The sequence below is a fragment of the Robbsia betulipollinis genome (genome assembly GCF_026624755.1).
GTDB classification, from domain to species: domain Bacteria; phylum Pseudomonadota; class Gammaproteobacteria; order Burkholderiales; family Burkholderiaceae; genus Robbsia; species Robbsia betulipollinis.
In genome coordinates, this window is sequence record NZ_JAPMXC010000001.1 from 2,596,605 (window position 1) to 2,612,439 (window position 15,835).

General features: G+C 66.4%; 13 protein-coding genes, 1 pseudogene and 1 riboswitch. Of the genes and pseudogenes, 7 read left to right on the forward strand and 7 right to left on the reverse strand.

The features are described 5' to 3' along the window. A complete protein-coding gene (locus OVY01_RS11390; protein WP_267847537.1) occupies window positions 1–1,428 on the reverse strand; it encodes an MdtA/MuxA family multidrug efflux RND transporter periplasmic adaptor subunit in 1,428 nt (475 codons plus the stop codon). A gap of 281 nt (window positions 1,429–1,709) precedes the next feature. On the opposite strand from OVY01_RS11390, the gene OVY01_RS11395 reads away from it, so the two are divergent. From OVY01_RS11395 to OVY01_RS11405, 3 genes are all read left to right on the forward strand, one after another. Beyond that, window positions 1,710–4,550 carry a mechanosensitive ion channel family protein gene (locus tag OVY01_RS11395; protein WP_267847538.1) on the forward strand — a complete coding sequence of 947 codons (2,841 nt, stop codon included), beginning with the start codon at window positions 1,710–1,712 and terminating at the stop codon, window positions 4,548–4,550. A 238-nt stretch (window positions 4,551–4,788) separates the two neighbouring features. Next, on the forward strand, window positions 4,789–5,253 hold the full coding sequence (locus tag OVY01_RS11400; RefSeq protein WP_267847539.1) for an Lrp/AsnC family transcriptional regulator: 465 nt from the start codon (window positions 4,789–4,791) through the stop codon (window positions 5,251–5,253). 176 nt (window positions 5,254–5,429) lie between these two features. Then, complete coding sequence (locus OVY01_RS11405; protein ID WP_267847540.1) at window positions 5,430–5,636, forward strand: hypothetical protein; 207 nt, start codon at window positions 5,430–5,432, stop codon at window positions 5,634–5,636. A gap of 285 nt (window positions 5,637–5,921) precedes the next feature. Here OVY01_RS11405 and OVY01_RS11410 read toward each other — a convergent pair. The 4 genes and pseudogenes from OVY01_RS11410 to thiC all read right to left on the reverse strand — a co-directional run. Next, a pseudogene (locus OVY01_RS11410) lies at window positions 5,922–8,201 on the reverse strand (FUSC family protein); the annotation flags it as partial. Between the two features lie 127 nt (window positions 8,202–8,328). Further along, window positions 8,329–8,730 (reverse strand): alternative ribosome rescue aminoacyl-tRNA hydrolase ArfB, encoded by a 402-nt coding sequence (gene arfB, locus OVY01_RS11415; protein WP_267847542.1) that lies wholly within the window; start codon window positions 8,728–8,730, stop codon window positions 8,329–8,331. 256 nt (window positions 8,731–8,986) lie between these two features. Further along, window positions 8,987–9,199 carry a YMGG-like glycine zipper-containing protein gene (locus OVY01_RS11420; protein ID WP_267847543.1) on the reverse strand — a complete coding sequence of 71 codons (213 nt, stop codon included), beginning with the start codon at window positions 9,197–9,199 and terminating at the stop codon, window positions 8,987–8,989. A 229-nt stretch (window positions 9,200–9,428) separates the two neighbouring features. Continuing rightward, on the reverse strand, window positions 9,429–11,345 hold the full coding sequence (thiC, locus tag OVY01_RS11425) for a phosphomethylpyrimidine synthase ThiC (RefSeq protein ID WP_267847544.1): 1,917 nt from the start codon (window positions 11,343–11,345) through the stop codon (window positions 9,429–9,431). Between the two features lie 65 nt (window positions 11,346–11,410). Then, window positions 11,411–11,510: riboswitch (TPP riboswitch) on the reverse strand. 116 nt (window positions 11,511–11,626) lie between these two features. On the opposite strand from thiC, the gene OVY01_RS11430 reads away from it, so the two are divergent. Then, complete coding sequence (locus OVY01_RS11430) at window positions 11,627–11,818, forward strand: DUF3563 family protein (protein WP_267847545.1); 192 nt, start codon at window positions 11,627–11,629, stop codon at window positions 11,816–11,818. Window positions 11,819–11,955: 137 nt separating this feature from the next. Here OVY01_RS11430 and OVY01_RS11435 read toward each other — a convergent pair whose 3' ends face one another. Further along, entirely contained in the window at window positions 11,956–12,090 is a 135-nt protein-coding gene (locus tag OVY01_RS11435; RefSeq protein WP_267847546.1) for an entericidin A/B family lipoprotein, read from the reverse strand. A gap of 461 nt (window positions 12,091–12,551) precedes the next feature. Between OVY01_RS11435 and OVY01_RS11440 the strand changes: the two genes are divergently transcribed. From OVY01_RS11440 to OVY01_RS11450, 3 genes are all read left to right on the forward strand, one after another. Continuing rightward, the gene (locus tag OVY01_RS11440; protein ID WP_267847547.1) at window positions 12,552–12,728 is read left to right on the forward strand and encodes a DUF1328 family protein; all 177 of its coding nucleotides are present in this window, start codon (window positions 12,552–12,554) and stop codon (window positions 12,726–12,728) included. A 142-nt stretch (window positions 12,729–12,870) separates the two neighbouring features. Beyond that, a complete protein-coding gene (locus OVY01_RS11445) occupies window positions 12,871–13,446 on the forward strand; it encodes a ferritin-like domain-containing protein (RefSeq protein WP_267847758.1) in 576 nt (191 codons plus the stop codon). Between the two features lie 188 nt (window positions 13,447–13,634). After that, window positions 13,635–14,267 carry a response regulator gene (locus OVY01_RS11450; protein ID WP_267847548.1) on the forward strand — a complete coding sequence of 211 codons (633 nt, stop codon included), beginning with the start codon at window positions 13,635–13,637 and terminating at the stop codon, window positions 14,265–14,267. Between the two features lie 50 nt (window positions 14,268–14,317). Here the strand turns inward: OVY01_RS11450 and OVY01_RS11455 are convergent, their stop codons facing one another. Next, entirely contained in the window at window positions 14,318–15,826 is a 1,509-nt protein-coding gene (locus tag OVY01_RS11455; RefSeq protein WP_267847549.1) for an MFS transporter, read from the reverse strand. Window positions 15,827–15,835 lie beyond the last annotated feature (9 nt).

The following is a 15,835-nucleotide window of genomic DNA, read 5'->3' on the forward strand; positions in this document are numbered from 1 at the left end:
TTAATTGCTGCTGGCGGCGCTGGCGGCATGCGGGCGATGGCCACCGTGCCGGCGTGCCGCGCCGCTGCCGGGCAGCGTGCCGGAAGCCGGGCTGGCCCCGGCGCCGGACTGGGTGCCGGCGACGCTGATCCTCGCGCCTTCGCGCAGGCGGTCGACCCCATCGATGACGACCGCCTCGCCCGCCTGCAGCCCCTGGCTGACGGCAGTGCGCTCGCCGTCGACCGCGCCGGCGACGATCTTGCGCACCGTCACGGTGTGATCGGGCTTCACGACGTAGACGAAAGTACCGACCGAACCGGTCTGGATCGCCGCGCTCGGCACCACGACCGCGTTGCGCAGGACGTCGACCAGCAGGCGGATATTGACGAACTGGTTCGGAAACAGCGCCTCGTCGGTGTTCGGGAACAGTGCCCGCAGCTTGACGGTGCCGGTCGTGGTATCGATCTGATTGTCGATGGTGGCGAGCTTGCCCACGGCGATCTGCGTGGTATTGGTGCGGTCGTAGGCGGACGCAGACAGCACCGCGCCGCTCGCGATGCGCGGCAGGACCACCCGCAAATCGTCCTCGGGCAGCGTGAACAGCACGCTCATCGGCTGCGTCTGCGTGATGACCACCACGCCGTCGGTATCGCTCGTCTGCACATAGTTGCCGACATCGACCTGGCGCAGACCCACGCGCCCGTCGATCGGCGCGACGATGCGCGCGTACGTCAGGTCGAGCTTGTACGTATCGACGGACGCCTGATCGGCGGCCACGGTGCCGACGTACTGGTCGACGAGCGATACCTGATCGTCATAGGTCTGGCGGGCGACCGAGTCCTGCGCGAGCAGGGTCTTGTAGCGCTGCAGGTCCAGGCGCGCCTGCGTCAGCAGCGCCTGATCCTTGCGCAGCGTGCCCTGGGCCTGGCGCATCTGGATTTCGTAGGGGCGCGGGTCGACCTGCGCGAGGAAATCGCCCTTGTGTACGTGCTGGCCTTCGACGAAACCGATTTTCTGCAGGGTGCCGGCGATCTGGGTGTGCACCGTCACCGTGGCGAGCGGCGTGACCGTGCCCAGCGCGTTGCGGATGATCGGAATTTCGCCGATGACGGCGCTCGCGGTGCGCACCGTCTGCGTCTGGTCGGTGGGCATGCCGCCGCCGCCATGCCGTCCGCCGCCACCGCCACCGCCATGGCGCGCGCCGCCGGCCTGGCCCCACGGCCGTATCGCGATCAGCAACACCGCGGCGATCACCAGCAACAGGACGATCAGCCAGATCACGCGCCGTGACTTGCCGCCTCGCCGCGCGGGGCGTGGTTCGGGTGGCAGGGGCGGCGGGACCGACGGCGCACCGGGCGCCGGGGCGGCGGCGCGCGGCGCGGGCGTGGGTGCGGCAGAAGAAGCGGCAGGCGTGACGGGAGCAGCGGAATCGGGCTTGGTTTCGTCCATCGCTAGGCTAGTGAATACGTAGTGAGTACGGCAGTGAAGGCGCAATGAGGCCGTAGCAGGGGCCGCGCGCGTCAGGTTGGCAGGATAACGAATCCTACGGAACATTCACACGCGCGTCCATCGGCGCCACTTTGCAATGCATTACAGCGATGCGGACGGACCACAGCACGCGGCGGACCGGGCGTGCGGCAACGGTTGCGGCCGTGCTCGGCGTGCCCGGCGCGCGAGCGCGATCCGAGTTCGGCTAAGATGGGACCCCGCCGTTTTTTCGAGATTCGCGCATGACGATCGATGCCGCGTCGACCCTGGCGCGCTGGCTGCGCCGCGCCCGCCGTTGCTGCCGTTCCTGCCGTACCCGTGGCGCCTCGGCGTCTCCGGTGTTTCCGGGGTCTCCGGGGTTTCCGGTGCGCGCGGCATGGCCGGCGCGGGCCATTGCGCTCAGCGGGCGGATTCCGGGCGCACGGGCCGGCGCCCGGCGCGCGGTGGCGACCGCGGTCGGTGCGTTGCTGGGTGGAGCGGTCGTTTTCGCGCAGGCGGCGCCGCCGGTCATGCATGTGCCGGCGGCGCTCCAGGCGCTGATGGCGCCGCCCGCCGCGCCGGCCTCGGATGCCCGCGCGGGGTCGGGTGCCGGCGTCACGGACGCGTCCGAAGCGGCGCGCAAAGGCACGGGCGCGGGCATGGACGGCACGCAAGCCAGCGGCGATGCCGACAGCGCGCCGGACGTGGCGGCCGACGGCGCGGCACAGGGGGCCGCGGGCGATGCTGCGCGCGCGAACGCGGCACGCGTCGCCGGCCGGGATGCGGCGCTCGCGGGTTCGCTCGACCGCGTCATCGCCACGCTGGAGAGCGACCGGCAACGCGCCGCGCTCCTCGCCCAGCTCCGGCAATTGCGCGCCGCCACGCAGGCGGCGCACGGGGCCGCCGCGACGCAGGCCGGCGTCGCGGACACGGACGCGGCGACCGGCGCCGGGGCGCCGGCGAACGATGCCGCCGACCCATCGGGCGGGACGGGTGCCGCCGGCGCGGCGTCCGCCGTTGCGCCCGCGCCCGGCAGCGGGTCGGCGGTCGAAACGGTACGCGCCGTCCAGGCTGGTCTGCTGGGGATGCTCGGCTCGGCGGTCGGCGCGTTGAGCCGTCATGCCGGCGAGGACGCACCGGTGCAGTACTGGTCGGGCCGCTTCAATGCCGCCGGCAACGAACTGAACACGATCGCGGCAGGGCGCGGCAGTTATTCGACCGGGCGCGCGCTGCTCGACCTGCTCGCCACGCTCGCGCTCTGGGGCGGCAGCGCGGCGCTGTTGATCTATGTCCAGTATCGCGTCCACCGGCGTCTGGGCATCGTGCTGGGTCTGGAGGCGGAACCCACGACGCGGCAGTTGATGGTGTTCCTCGCACGCCGGGTCGGTCCCTGGATCATCGCCTTCCTGATCAGCCTGGTGCTGGCGCGCACGCTCGTCCCTTCGTTCGGGCGCACGGTCGCCATGGTGCTGGCCTACGCGGTCGTGGTGGGCGCGGTGTTCTCGGCCCTGTGCCTGACGATGTTCTCCCTGTTCGGGGCGGGACACCGGCGCGTCGCGGTGCATCTGCTGATCGCGCATTCCCGCCGGCTGCTGTTCCTGATCGGCGCCTGCGGCGCGCTGGGCGACGCGACCCGCAGTTACGACGTCAGCATGATGCTCGGCTCGAATCTCGCCGGTTTGATCTCCACCGCCGCCAATCTTTGCGCGGCCGTGCTGACGGGTTATTTCGCGCTCGCCTTCCGCCGTCCGGTCGCGCATCTCTTCATCAACCGCTCGCACGACCAGCGGCTGCGGCAGAAGGCGTTGACGGAAGTCTTCGAGATCCTCGGCACGCTCTGGCACCTGCCGATGCTGCTGCTCGCGGTCATCGCCGTGACCGCCACCCTCGCGGGACTCGACTCGTCGACCGACGCGCTGCGGCGCGCGATCGTCACGGCCCTGCTGCTGGTGCTGGCCTTCTTCATCACCGCGGTGGTGCGGCGCATCACGCGCCCGTCCGGCAACGTCGCGAGTCTCGGCGACCCTCCCGGCGGCGCCCGCCATGGCAGGGTGCGCCGCCAACGCCGGCTGTCCGGCTATGTCGGCCGCTTCGTGCATTTCTTCGGCACCCTGCTGGTGTTCGGGGTGTGGTGCGTCTTCCTGGAGCTGGCTGCCCGTTTCTGGGGGCACTCGCTGCTCACCGCGCTGTCGAGCTCACCGGCGGCGCAGCGTATCAGTCATGCGCTGGCGAGCACGGGCGTGACCCTGTTCTCGGCCTGGCTTCTCTGGCTGGTGATCGACACGGCGATCGTCGAGACGCTCCATCCGTCGGGCCATCGCGGCAAGTCGCGCGCCGCGCCCAGCACCCGCGCCCGCACCATCCTGCCTCTGTTGCGCAATGTCCTGCTGGGCGCGCTGGTGGTGATCGTGGCGATTTCGACGCTCGCGAACATGGGGCTGAACGTCACGCCGCTACTCGCCGGTGCCGGCGTGATCGGCCTGGCCATCGGTTTCGGCGCCCAGTCGCTGGTGCAGGACGTGATCACCGGGCTCTTCATCCTGATCGAGGACACGATCTCGATCGGCGATTCGGTCGAGGTCGACGGCGGCCACGCCGGCATCGTCGAAAACCTTACCGTGCGCACCGTGCGGCTGCGCGACGGGCAGGGGGCGATCCACTCGGTGCCGTTCAGTCAGATCAAGACGGTCAAGAATCTCTCGCGCGATTTCGCCTATGCGGTCTTCGAGGTGCGGCTGGCGTTCGCGACCGATATCGACGACGTGACCCGGATGATTCGCGCGGTGGGCGATGAGATGCTCGAGGATGTGCGCTATCGTGCCAATATCCTCGGGCCGGTGGAAATCTGGGGGCTGGACCGCTTCGAAGCCAACTGGATGATCGTCAAAGGCCAGATCAAGACGCGCCCGCTGCAGCAAAGTGGGGTGGGGCGGGCGTTCAATCTGCTGCTCAAAATGCGCATGGACGAGGCGGGAATGGTCATGCCGACGCCGCACATGACCGTTCTTGCCGCGGCGCCGGCACCGCTTCAGGCCGCGGCGGCGCCCCCGATCGTGACATCGGTGTCGGGCGGCGACGCGCCGGCGGGCCCGGCTTCATCCTGAAAACGCGCGGCAGCGCCTTTCGCGACGCGGGTGGCGAAAGGCGGAATCGTTTCTTTCATGGCGCGTTGAGAATCATCCTTTTCCTATTGTATTAATGCAAAAGAGAAAGTAAGCCGTTAAACGCGGCGCTTCTAAGCATTTTCGCGTGGTGCAATTTACTAGGAGTCCGTAGAAAGCGCTTTCTAAGCCCGGGAAATTTTGATAAAAAAGATCATCCAATTTTCCCGGGGGAGACACCATGCGATTCGATGCCACGGACAGACGTATTCTGGAACTGCTGCAAATGGATGCTTCGATGCCGCTCGCGGAGCTGGCGCAACATGTGCATCTGACGCAGACGCCGTGCTGGAAGCGGGTGCAGCGGCTCAAGCGTTCGGGCGTGATCCGCCGGCAGGTGACCTTGTGCGATCCCACCGCGCTGGGCGTCGGCACGACCGTGTTCGTGTCGCTGCGCACCGCGCAGCATTCGGCGGAGTGGAGCGAACGGTTTTCGGCGCTGGTCGCCACCGTGCCCGAGGTGGTCGAGGTCTACCGAATGACCGGCGACCGCGATTACCTGTTGCGCCTCGCAGTGGGCGGCATCGACGATTACGACCGCGTCTACCACACGCTGATCCAGTCCATCCAGCTCCACGACGTCACGTCGAATTTCGCGATGGAGCAGGTGAAATATTCGACCGCGCTGCCGGTGCGCGAGAATTAGAGCGCGGGGCCGACGCGAAGCGCTCGCTCATCGTCCGCCGCAGGGGCGATCCCGCCGTGCCGGCGCCGGGGCGGGGCATGCGGCGCGGCGTTTGCTGCAGCGTACAATCGGGGATCCGCCGGTGTCCGCCGGTCACTCCTCGCAGGTAATGCAACATGGTAGAAAACGGCAGGAAAATGCCCCGTCCGCGGGATCCGACGCGGCCCGTGATGTTCATCGTCGTCGTCGCGGTGCTTTTCGTCTTCGGCACCTTGCTGTACAAGGCATTGTCGGGCAAGGCCGCCTATCAGGCGGAGCAGGAGGCGCAGGCGCGCGCCTGGGAGCGCACGCACCCGGACGTGGTTCCGGCGGCGCCCTTATCCGCTTCTTCCGTCCGGCCCTGACGCGCCGGATTCCACTGCGTCTCGCGCCGAGGCGGTCGGTCTCGATGCGTCCGGTTCCGCCTCGATTTCGGGCTTGATTGCGGCGGCGTCACCGGTCGCGCCGGTGCCCGCGCTGGTGCCCGCGCCGTCGTCCGCCCTGTCGTCCGCAAATGCAGTCGCGCCGTCGGCCGCGCGCGCGGCGGCGCCGTCGGCCTCGGCCCGGGCCGCGATCCCGGCTGCGGCGGCCGCCGCCGTGGCCGCGACGCCGGTGTCGGCGCCAGCCTGGGCGTCATCATGCTCGAGCAGCAGATGGATCGCGCTCGCATCCTTGCGGATCAACTGCGACGAGCGCAGCATTTGCTTGCACTGATAGACCAGCAGCTTGATCTCGTGCGTGGCGTCGGCGGGAACGCCTTGCGTTTTCTCGACCGCCACCGCCATGTCGTCGAGCGCCTTGCCCATCGCACGCAGGGCGTCCGGCGTGTCGCCGACGGCGGGCACACCGGGCAGCGTGGGGGCCGCGGCACGCGATGCGGCCGCCTCGGCCTCCGCCAGATTGCGCCGCACCGCGTCCAGCGCGATCCGCAGCGCTGGCGGCTCGGGCGAGCCGACCGCCGCGATCATGGGTGCCGCGGCGGTGATCTGCGACGCGAGCGCATGACTTTGCACCAGCAGATCGTTCAGTTCCGCGACGTAATACTGCTTCGATTTCGGTTCGCGCATCATCCGCCGAAAAGCCTGCCCGAGATTGGCGTAGCTGACGTGCACCGTCTTGCGCGCGAGCCGGTATCGATAATCCGCGTCCAGACCAGCGGCCACGCCGGGGGAGACGCCACCGGGGGCCGCCGACGCGGGCACGGCACCCGCCCGCGGACGCGCCGCGCGGATCGCATCCACGTATTCCCGCATCGATGCGATGCTCGCCTTGACGAGCGGACCCATCAGACGGTATTCCCAGTTGGCGAACAGATAACTGATGGCCACCGCGATCGACGAACCGATCACCGTATCCAGCGCGCGTTCGCCGATCAGCCGCATGCCCACCGGGGCCAGCAGGTGATACAGCAGAAGCACATAGGCGGAAATGAACACCACCGCCGCCGCGTAGTTGATCAAGAGCAGCGAATACGCCATGAACATGCACGCGAACACCACGCCGAGGATGACCGGCGTGCTCTTGACCACGAACAGGAAGGCCAGGCTGGCCGCGCAGCCGATCACCGTGCCGACGATGCGCTGCGTATTGCGCTCCCGCGTCAGGGAGAATCCAGGCTTGAGGATGATCACCGTGGTCAGCACGATCCAGTAGCTGTTGGTGATCGGCAGCAGTTTGCCGATGCCCAGGCCGGCGGCCACCGCGATCGTGACCCGCAGCGCATGCCGGAACGGTGGCGACGACATGGTCAGGTTCGACAGCAGTTGCGAGAGGCTGATGCGCCGGCTTTTCAGGAAACCGTGCAGCGCCTGATCCACGCGCATCTCGGTTTCGAGCTTGCCCTCGGTGGCCGCGCGCGTGTTGCGGTGCATCCGCTCGGTCAGACGCGACACGGTCCACATGCGCCGGAAGGTGGCGACCGTCGACGCGTAGGCTTCCGAATCCCGGGCGGGGAAATCCTTGCGACGCATCCGGTCGATCTCGAATTCGATCGCCCGCAGTTCCGCCTTGTGGCGCACGTGCTGTACCGATGCGCGATCCTGCAGGATCGCCAGGCCGACCGTTTCCAGTTCGTTGGCGAATTTTTCGAGCAGGTCGTGGAAGAAGACGAGCAGGTCCGCGTCGCGGAACGTATTGCGCAGCAGCACGTAATCGGTATGCGAACTCACGGCCGTATCGTGCAGGTCGACCGAATTGATGAACAGGTTGAAGAGCCGTGTGCGCCGCGGGTCGCCGTCACTGCGCTTGAGGCGGGGCAGGGTACGCAACACGATGTCGCGCGCCGCGTCCTGTTGCTCGACGGCGGCGATCTGCTTCTTCACGAGATCTTCGTAGTCGTCCGCAAGCGCCGTGTCCGGATCGTAGAAGCGCGCCCGCGCGCGCAGATAGTCGGCGGTGGAAAAGATCGCATCGGCGATCACCTGCCGTTCGATGCGTTCGATCTGCCAGCGGCTGATCAGATAGCTCCAGTAGGTGTACCAGAGGCTGCCTCCCAGCAGCCAGAGCGCATTGACCAGCGCCTCCACGGGCGTGAAGTGCTGCTCGAGGTTGGTGATCATCATGTACAGCGTCGCGAAGCTGATCTGCGGCCCCTTCGCGCCGAACATGACGATCATCGACAGCAGGAAGGTCAGCGGCACGACCGTGAGCCAGAGCGCGAAGCCGCTGGAGGTCGCGATGCCGGTCGCCAGCGCCGACAGGAAGCCGAGGAAGGAGCACGCGAGCATCTCGTTGTGCTTGTACTTCAGCGGCCCCGGCAGGTCGACCACGCTGGCCGCGATCGCGCCGCTTGCCAGGGTGAACCCCAGCTCCCGGTCGTCGAAGCCGAGCAGCAACACCACGGCGGGCAGGACGATGCCCAGCGAGATCCGCAAGCCGCTGAAGAGATGCTGACTGTAAAGGAACTTCCTTAATTCGATCGAGTAACGCATGGCGGCCGGTAGCGATGAGCCGCCAGTCTAACGTGGGGGGAGACAAACCGGAAGGCCGACGGAAACGCGGCGGCGCGGCGTGCGCGGACGTCGTCGGCCGTGGCCCGGTAGCCTGACGCCGCCGGACTCACTCGGTGACGCGTGTGCGCAGGGCCTTGATCGCGCCGCGCCGCGTCTTGCCATCGAGCCGTCGGCGTCCGGACGCCCGGGTCGGGCGGGTGGCCTTGCGTGCCCGGGGGACGTCGTTGGCGCGCGCGACCAGTTCGTACAGGCGTTCGAGCGCGTCGATGCGATTCTGTTCCTGGCTGCGATGCACCTGGGCCTTGATGACGACCACGCCGCCGCGCGTGATGCGGTGGTCGCTGATCGCGAGCAGTCGTTCCTTCAGCGCCGCGGGCAGCGAGGATGCGAGGATGTCGAATTGCAGGTGGATCGCGCTCGACACCTTGTTGACGTTCTGGCCGCCGGCGCCCTGCGCGCGGATCGCGCTGATCTCGATCTCGTGGTCTGGGATGGTCGGAACGGACATGGCGGGGCGGCGGGAGAGACGTGAAATGGCGGCAAGGCGGGGCCGCGATGAAGAGGCTGCGATGAAGAAGGCTGCCGCGGGCTGGCGGGATTATACCGTGCCGCGGCAGCGTCGGCCGCCGGGTTGCGCAGACGGGCAGGTCGACGGCCCGCGTGGGCCCGCCATCGCCCGCCGTGCATGCCGCAGCGCGCCGGCGGGGCGGCCGTGCCGGCTTGTTCGCCGGCCAGGCTGCTCGCCTGTGCGCCTGCGTACCGGCTTACTTGCCGACCTGGTTGCCGATCAGTCCGCCCGCCGCCGCGCCGCCGAGCGTACCGAGCGCGCCACCGCCCAGGGCCGCGCCGGCCACGCCGCCCGCCGTCGCACCCAGCGCGGTGTCGCGCTGACGGGTCGTCATGCCTTCGCAGCCCGCGAGGCCCGTCACCAGGGTCACGACGACGGCCAGGGCGCCCAGATGCTTGATCGATTTCATTTGCTGCTCCTATCTTTTTATTGGTTGTCGCCCCAGGCAGGGCGACTCGTGCAGGACACAAAAAGCAAATAGCGCGCCATGCAGGCTCGGCAACCGCGCGCTTCACGGTTCTTTCCATGCTTTTCGGCAGGCGCTGCCGCCCCCGTGCGCAATTCTTGCCGCCCCCGGGGTCAACCTTACATGCCTTACCCCGGTGCGCGGTGGCGCCAGCCTCTCCCGCGCGTCGCGCTCACTGCGCGCGATAGAGTTCGGCACCGTTTCTGACGAACTCGATCGACTTCACCTCCATGCCCCGGTGCAATGCTTCCTTTTCCGACAGACCCTGTTCGGCGGCATAGGCACGCACATCCTGCGTGATCTTCATCGAACAGAAATGCGGGCCGCACATCGAGCAGAAGTGCGCGACCTTCGCCGAATCCTTGGGCAGCGTCTCATCGTGAAATTCGCGCGCCTTGTCGGGGTCGAGGCCGAGGTTGAACTGGTCGTCCCAGCGGAACTCGAAGCGCGCTTTCGACAGGGCGTTGTCGCGAATCTGCGCGCCCGGATGTCCCTTCGCAAGATCGGCGGCGTGGGCGGCGAGCTTGTACGTGATGATGCCGGTCTTCACGTCGTCCTTGTCGGGCAGTCCCAGGTGTTCCTTCGGCGTCACGTAGCACAGCATGGCGGTGCCGAACCAGCCGATCATCGCCGCGCCGATGCCCGAGGTGATGTGGTCGTAACCGGGCGCGATATCCGTCGTCAGCGGTCCGAGCGTATAGAACGGCGCCTCGGCGCACGACGTCAGCTGCAGGTCCATGTTTTCCTTGATCAACTGCATCGGCACATGCCCCGGGCCCTCGATCATCGTTTGCACGTCGTGGCGCCAGGCCACCTGCGTCAGCTCGCCGAGCGTGCGCAACTCCGCGAGTTGCGCCTCGTCGTTGGCATCGTAGATGGAACCGGGACGCAGACCGTCGCCCAGCGAAAAGCTGACGTCGTAGGCCTTCATGATGTCGCAGATATCCTCGAAATGCTCGTACAGAAAGCTTTCGCGATGATGCGCGAGACACCATTTCGCCATGATCGAGCCGCCGCGCGACACGATCCCGGTCATCCGCGACGCGGTCATGGGGACATAGCGCAACAAAACGCCGGCGTGGATCGTGAAATAGTCGACGCCCTGTTCGGCCTGTTCGATCAGAGTGTCGCGGAAAATTTCCCAGGTGAGGTCCTCGGCTTTGCCGTTGACCTTTTCCAGCGCCTGGTAGATCGGCACGGTGCCGATCGGCACGGGACTGTTGCGAATGATCCATTCGCGCGTCTCGTGGATATGCTTGCCGGTGGACAGATCCATCACATTGTCCGCGCCCCAGCGGATCGCCCAGGTCATCTTGTCGACCTCCTCGCCGATCGAGGACGATACCGCCGAGTTGCCGATGTTGGCGTTGATCTTCACCAGGAAATTGCGGCCGATGATCATCGGCTCGCTTTCCGGGTGATTGATATTGTTCGGAATGATCGCCCGGCCGCGGGCGATTTCGTCGCGAACGAACGCCGGCGTGATGCTGCCGGGCGTGCTCGCGCCGAAAGACTGGCCCGGATGCTGGCGCCCGAGCAGAGCCGCCAGCTTGTCTCCCTGGGGCCCGCTGCGGCGCAGGCTGTCGAGGTAGGCGTCGCGTTGCTGATTCTCGCGCAGCGCGACGTATTCCATTTCCGGCGTGATGATGCCCTGACGCGCGTAGTGCATCTGCGTCACGTTCGCGCCCGCGCGTGCGCGCCGCGGAGTGCGCTGCAGCCCCGGGAAACGCAGCGCGGCGGTGCGTTCGTCCGCGGCGCGGGCGCGGCCGAATTCGCTCGACGGTCCGCCCAGCGCCTCGGTGTCGCCACGTTCCTCGATCCAGCCGGCACGCATCGGCGCCAGGCCGGAGCGGATGTCGATCGTGGCGCCGGGGTCGGAGTAGGGGCCGGAGGTGTCGTAGACGAAGACGGGCGGATTCGGCTCGGCGCCGAAGCTCGCGGGCGTGTCGCTCTGGTGGATCAAGCGCATCGGTACGCGCAGGTCGGGTCGCGAACCGGTGATGTAGGCTTTGTGCGACTGCGGCAGCGGCTGGATCGCTGCGGCGTCGACGCGCGCGTCGGACGAGAGGAATTCGGGCTTGGCGTTCATGACGTCTCCGGGTGGGGAGCGCAGGGGAGACTTGAACGCGGACGGAATGCGAGCGCCTGGAGAGGGTCCGATCCCGATGCGCTTCCTTCGCTGGCATTACCCAGATCAGGTTCAAAGGGTATTTCTCACCCACAACGACACGTTGCAGGACCCCCGCGCTTTGAAGCGTAAACGATACACCCCGGCGTGGATCGGGGGCAAGGCCGCATTCGCATGGACAGGGACTAGGGATTACCCTACAATAGGGTTAACCCTTAAATAGATTCCGTGGAGTGTTGGTCATGAAAGCCGCAATGAAAATGTTCCGTTCGCTGAGTGTTTTCCTGTCGACTAGCGCCGACGCGCGTCGCGAAGCGCGCCAGGCGAACTATCTGTCGCAAGCCACTGACCTGCACGACCTCGAGTTCCGCATTCGTCAACTCGACCGCCAGCAGGCACGGCCGGCCGCTTCGTGGATGAGTCTGCAAGGTTAGAGCAACTGGCGATCGCCAAAGACAAAGGGCGTCACGCGAAAGCGCGACGCCCTTTTTTACGCATTCCCGCAATCGGGAATGCGTGAGTCCGGCTTCCGCTGGCGCCAGTGCGGCGCGTACGGATTACGGACCGCGAGTTACTTGTGCTCTTCCGCCGTGTTCGACAGGGCTTGACCGCCCTTCGAAATGTCCTGGCCTGCGCCGGACATCGTGTTGCAACCGGCCAGAGCGGCGGTTCCGGCGATCAGAAGCAGAGCGATGATGCGGTTCATAGTGACTTTCCTCTTGTGTTGTTGGGCCATTCGCAGCTTATCGGCGCTGATCGTTGGCATGGTTGCCCGATACCGCAAAGCGGTATCGATGCATGGCCGTATCCTAGAAGGTCGCCGCAATGGCGACTGTCGGCGGAAAACGGATTCCCATGTCAGCGCCGTCCGACATGCGGTTCCACTTTACACCCGGCGGCATGGCGTGCGATAGCGCGTCCCCCGCGCGAATCACATTGTCGGCATGGATACCACAGCACGCCGCTTTCCCGCCTGCCAAAGCGCGCTCGTGCCGGTCGTGAATATTGTCCTGTAAAGGCCGGTTCGTCTCGAGCACGCGCCGACGCGAACCCTACGCCAGCGCCTCTTCTGTCGGTGGATTCCCACAGCAAAACAGGATGGAGACGGATGCGTGGGGTGCGCGCATGTCGCTACGATGGGCGCAACTGAAAAAAAGGAGTTGTGCCATGTTGAAATGGGCTTTGATTTTCGCGGTCATTTCCTTGATCGCCGCCGTCTTCGGCTTTACCGGAATCGCTGCGGGTGCCGCCGGCATCGCCAAATTCCTGTTCATCCTGTTTCTCGTGCTGTTCGTGGTGTTCCTGCTGCTGGGCTTTTTCGTCACGAAGAAAGTCGTCGACTAGACGCCGCAACCCGCCGCGGGCGCCAGCAAGCGGGTTTGTGCCGGGAGCTGGCGCAGACCTTGCGTAGCGCTACGGCATGCGACGCCCGGTCCGCCATCGGCGGCAGGCGTCGCCTCCCACCGACCCGATACCAGGAGCAGTTATGGCAAACGCCTTGCAACAAGCCCAGCCCTCGAACGATGAATTCTCGATCGATCTCGCCGCCATCCGCGAGCGGGCCCGCCAGCACATCAAGGACGGCGCCGTCACCGATTCGTATGGTGCGAACCGCGAGACCGTACTCAAGCTGTTGAACGAATCGCTTGCGACCGAGATTGTTTGCACCCTGCGCTACAAGCGCCATTACTTCATGGCGAAGGGCATCCACGCCGAACCGGTCGCCGCAGAATTTCTCGAGCACGCCGGTGACGAACAGCGGCACGCGGACATGCTGGCCGAGCGTATCGTGCAGCTGGGCGGCGAGCCGAATTTCTCGCCGGACGGCCTCCTCAGCCGCAGCCACTCGCAGTATGTCGAAGGCAACACCCTGAACGACATGATTCGCGAAAATCTGATTGCCGAGCGTATTGCGATCGACAGCTATCGCGAAATCATCCAGTACCTGGGAGACCGCGACTCCACCAGCCGTCGCATTTTCGAGACAATTCTTGAACAGGAAGAGGAGCACGCCGACGACATGGCCGATTTCCTCGATCACGACGACGGCGCGAAGAACTAAGCCACACGGTCCATACCATAGGCTGGATTCGCGACAGGAGGAGCATTTCCTGTTGTGATGCCTACCCATGCGAGCGCGCCCGCGGCCCGGCTATCGTGAGATAGCGGGGCCGCCGGCGCGCTTGCGCGCTTTCACGCCGCTGCATCGGGCGAGTTGGTAGAATGGCGCTTTCCATTTGGACAGCGCCCATGATCGAGATCTTGATTGCGGACGACCATGCGATCGTACGTAGTGGTCTCGCACAGATCGTTTCCGAAGAAGCGGACATGCGCGTGGCCGCGGAAACGGCGACAGGCGACGCAACCATTGCGAAAGTGCGCGAAATGGCTTTCCATGTCGTCTTGCTGGATATCGCGATGCCGGACAAGAACGGCATCGACACGCTCCGCATCATCAAGCAGATTCGCCCGAACCAGGCCGTGCTGATGCTCTCGGGTTATCCCGAAAGTCAGTATGCGATCAGTCTTTTGCGTGCCGGCGCCGATGGATATGTCGCCAAGGACGTGCCGCCGAACGAGATTCTGCGGGCGATCCGTACCGTTGCGCGGGGTCACCGCTATCTTTCCGAGTCCACCGCGGATGCGCTCGCGCACAAGCTTTCGCAGCCGGCCGACCAGCTTGCGCACGAGTTGCTTTCAGAGCGGGAATTCCAGGTGTTCTGTAAATTATCCTCGGGGCGTCTGCCGACCGAGATCGCCGAGGAACTGCATCTTTCCGTAAAAACGGTCAGTACCTACCGGGCACGCGTGCTGGAAAAGATGGGCATGAACAACAATGCCGATCTGACGTACTACGCCATCAAGAACCGCCTGATCGACTAAAGCGGGCCTGGGGCGAACCATGACGCCCCCGGATGACGCCCTCCCGCCAATCAGACGGCAGCCGCGACCTTGCGCGGGATCCTCGACACGCTCAACAGCGTCGCCAGCAACGTCATCGCAGCCGCGATCCAGAGCGCGCCGTGCATGGCGGCTGCGTCCTGCAACGCAACCGATGCCGGACCGGTTCCCGCGGTATCCATGCGATACGCATAGGCGGCGAGAACCAGCGCCACCACTGCCGCGCCCAGGGACTGCCCGAACGTGCGCGCGATCCCCAATATTCCCGAGGCGGCGCCGCTGCGCGCGCGCACGACATTGCCGAGCATCTCGCGGTTGTTCGGGCTCTGGAAAAAGCCGAACCCCAGGCCGCAGACGAAGCCGCGCCAGCAGATGTCCAGCGCCGTTGCGTGCGTCGGCAGGGCCGCCAGCAAGGCGACGCCCAGGGTCAGTACGGCGAGCCCGATGCTCGACAGCACCGCTGGTGAGTGGCGGTCCGCGAGACGGCCGGCATAGGGTGCGGCCAGCACGATTGCCAGCGGCCAGGGCGTGAACAGCAGCGCGGATTCCAGGGCCGAATAGCCGAGCGCGCCCTGGAACAGAAACGGCAGCGCGATGAAGGTAATGCCTTGCCCGACGAACGAGCAGAAGGATGTCAGCGCGGCCATCGAAAAGCGTCCGGACGCGAAGATGTCGAGCGGCAGCAAGGGGCGTGCGGCGTGTCGCTGACGCCAGATGAACAGGAACGTCGCGGCGACCGCGATCACGCCGTACCATCCGGCCCGCGAATGGTTGCCCGGGAGTGTCAGTTGCGCGCACGCGTCCGCCGCCATGATCAGCATGCCCATCGCCGTCGCCGACAGGACGGCACCCGCCAGATCGAACCGCGCGGATCGCCGCGGCAGGTCCGCGGCATGCGCCGCCACCGGTTCCGCTGCATGCCCCGCCGGGGAGCGTCCCTGGTTTTCCCGCTGCGGGATCGCGCGCAGCGCCAGTGCGATCGCGACGATGCCCAGCGGTACGTTGATCGCGAACAGCCATTGCCAGCCCAGCACCGCCAGCATCGCACCGCCGATCGCCGGACCCGCCGCCGTCGAGGCTGCCACGGTCAGCGCATTGATACCCAGCGCGCTGCCCAGCAGCCGGGTCGGAAACACCATCCGGTAGATCGCCGGGCCGATGCTGAACATCGCCGCGCCGCCGATTCCCTGTAGCAGCCGCATCGCCACGAGCATGTCCAGGGACCCCGACAGCGCACAGCCCAGCGACGCCAGCGTGAACACCAGCAGGCCCGTCGCGTAGAGACGCCGAAAGCCCACGATGTCGGCAAGCGATGCGAAGCTCACCAGCAGCATCGCGGTGGCGAGCAAATAGGCGTTCGCGACCCAGATCGCCGCCGGCGCGTCCACGTGCAGCGCGTGTGCGATCGTCGGTAGCGCGACATTGACGATCGAACCGTCGAGCACGGCCATCGTCGTACCCAGCATGACGGCGGCCATCGCCAGGCGTCGTTCCCGTCCGGGGAGGCCGTCATCGGCCGGCAGGTCGGCAAAAAGTTTCATGGTTTGGGT

Excerpts from the sequence above, each read along its gene's own strand:
- OVY01_RS11390 (WP_267847537.1), bottom strand. The coding sequence starts at position 1,428 with ATGGACGAAACCAAGCCCGATTCCGCTGCTCCCGTCACGCCTGCCGCT.
- OVY01_RS11395 (WP_267847538.1), top strand. The coding sequence starts at position 1,710 with ATGACGATCGATGCCGCGTCGACCCTGGCGCGCTGGCTGCGCCGCGCC.
- OVY01_RS11400 (WP_267847539.1), top strand. The coding sequence starts at position 4,789 with ATGCGATTCGATGCCACGGACAGACGTATTCTGGAACTGCTGCAAATG.
- OVY01_RS11405 (WP_267847540.1), top strand. The coding sequence starts at position 5,430 with ATGCCCCGTCCGCGGGATCCGACGCGGCCCGTGATGTTCATCGTCGTC.
- arfB (WP_267847542.1), bottom strand. The coding sequence starts at position 8,730 with ATGTCCGTTCCGACCATCCCAGACCACGAGATCGAGATCAGCGCGATC.
- OVY01_RS11420 (WP_267847543.1), bottom strand. The coding sequence starts at position 9,199 with ATGAAATCGATCAAGCATCTGGGCGCCCTGGCCGTCGTCGTGACCCTG.
- thiC (WP_267847544.1), bottom strand. The coding sequence starts at position 11,345 with ATGAACGCCAAGCCCGAATTCCTCTCGTCCGACGCGCGCGTCGACGCC.
- OVY01_RS11430 (WP_267847545.1), top strand. The coding sequence starts at position 11,627 with ATGAAAGCCGCAATGAAAATGTTCCGTTCGCTGAGTGTTTTCCTGTCG.
- OVY01_RS11435 (WP_267847546.1), bottom strand. The coding sequence starts at position 12,090 with ATGAACCGCATCATCGCTCTGCTTCTGATCGCCGGAACCGCCGCTCTG.
- OVY01_RS11440 (WP_267847547.1), top strand. The coding sequence starts at position 12,552 with ATGTTGAAATGGGCTTTGATTTTCGCGGTCATTTCCTTGATCGCCGCC.
- OVY01_RS11445 (WP_267847758.1), top strand. The coding sequence starts at position 12,871 with ATGGCAAACGCCTTGCAACAAGCCCAGCCCTCGAACGATGAATTCTCG.
- OVY01_RS11450 (WP_267847548.1), top strand. The coding sequence starts at position 13,635 with ATGATCGAGATCTTGATTGCGGACGACCATGCGATCGTACGTAGTGGT.
- OVY01_RS11455 (WP_267847549.1), bottom strand. The coding sequence starts at position 15,826 with ATGAAACTTTTTGCCGACCTGCCGGCCGATGACGGCCTCCCCGGACGG.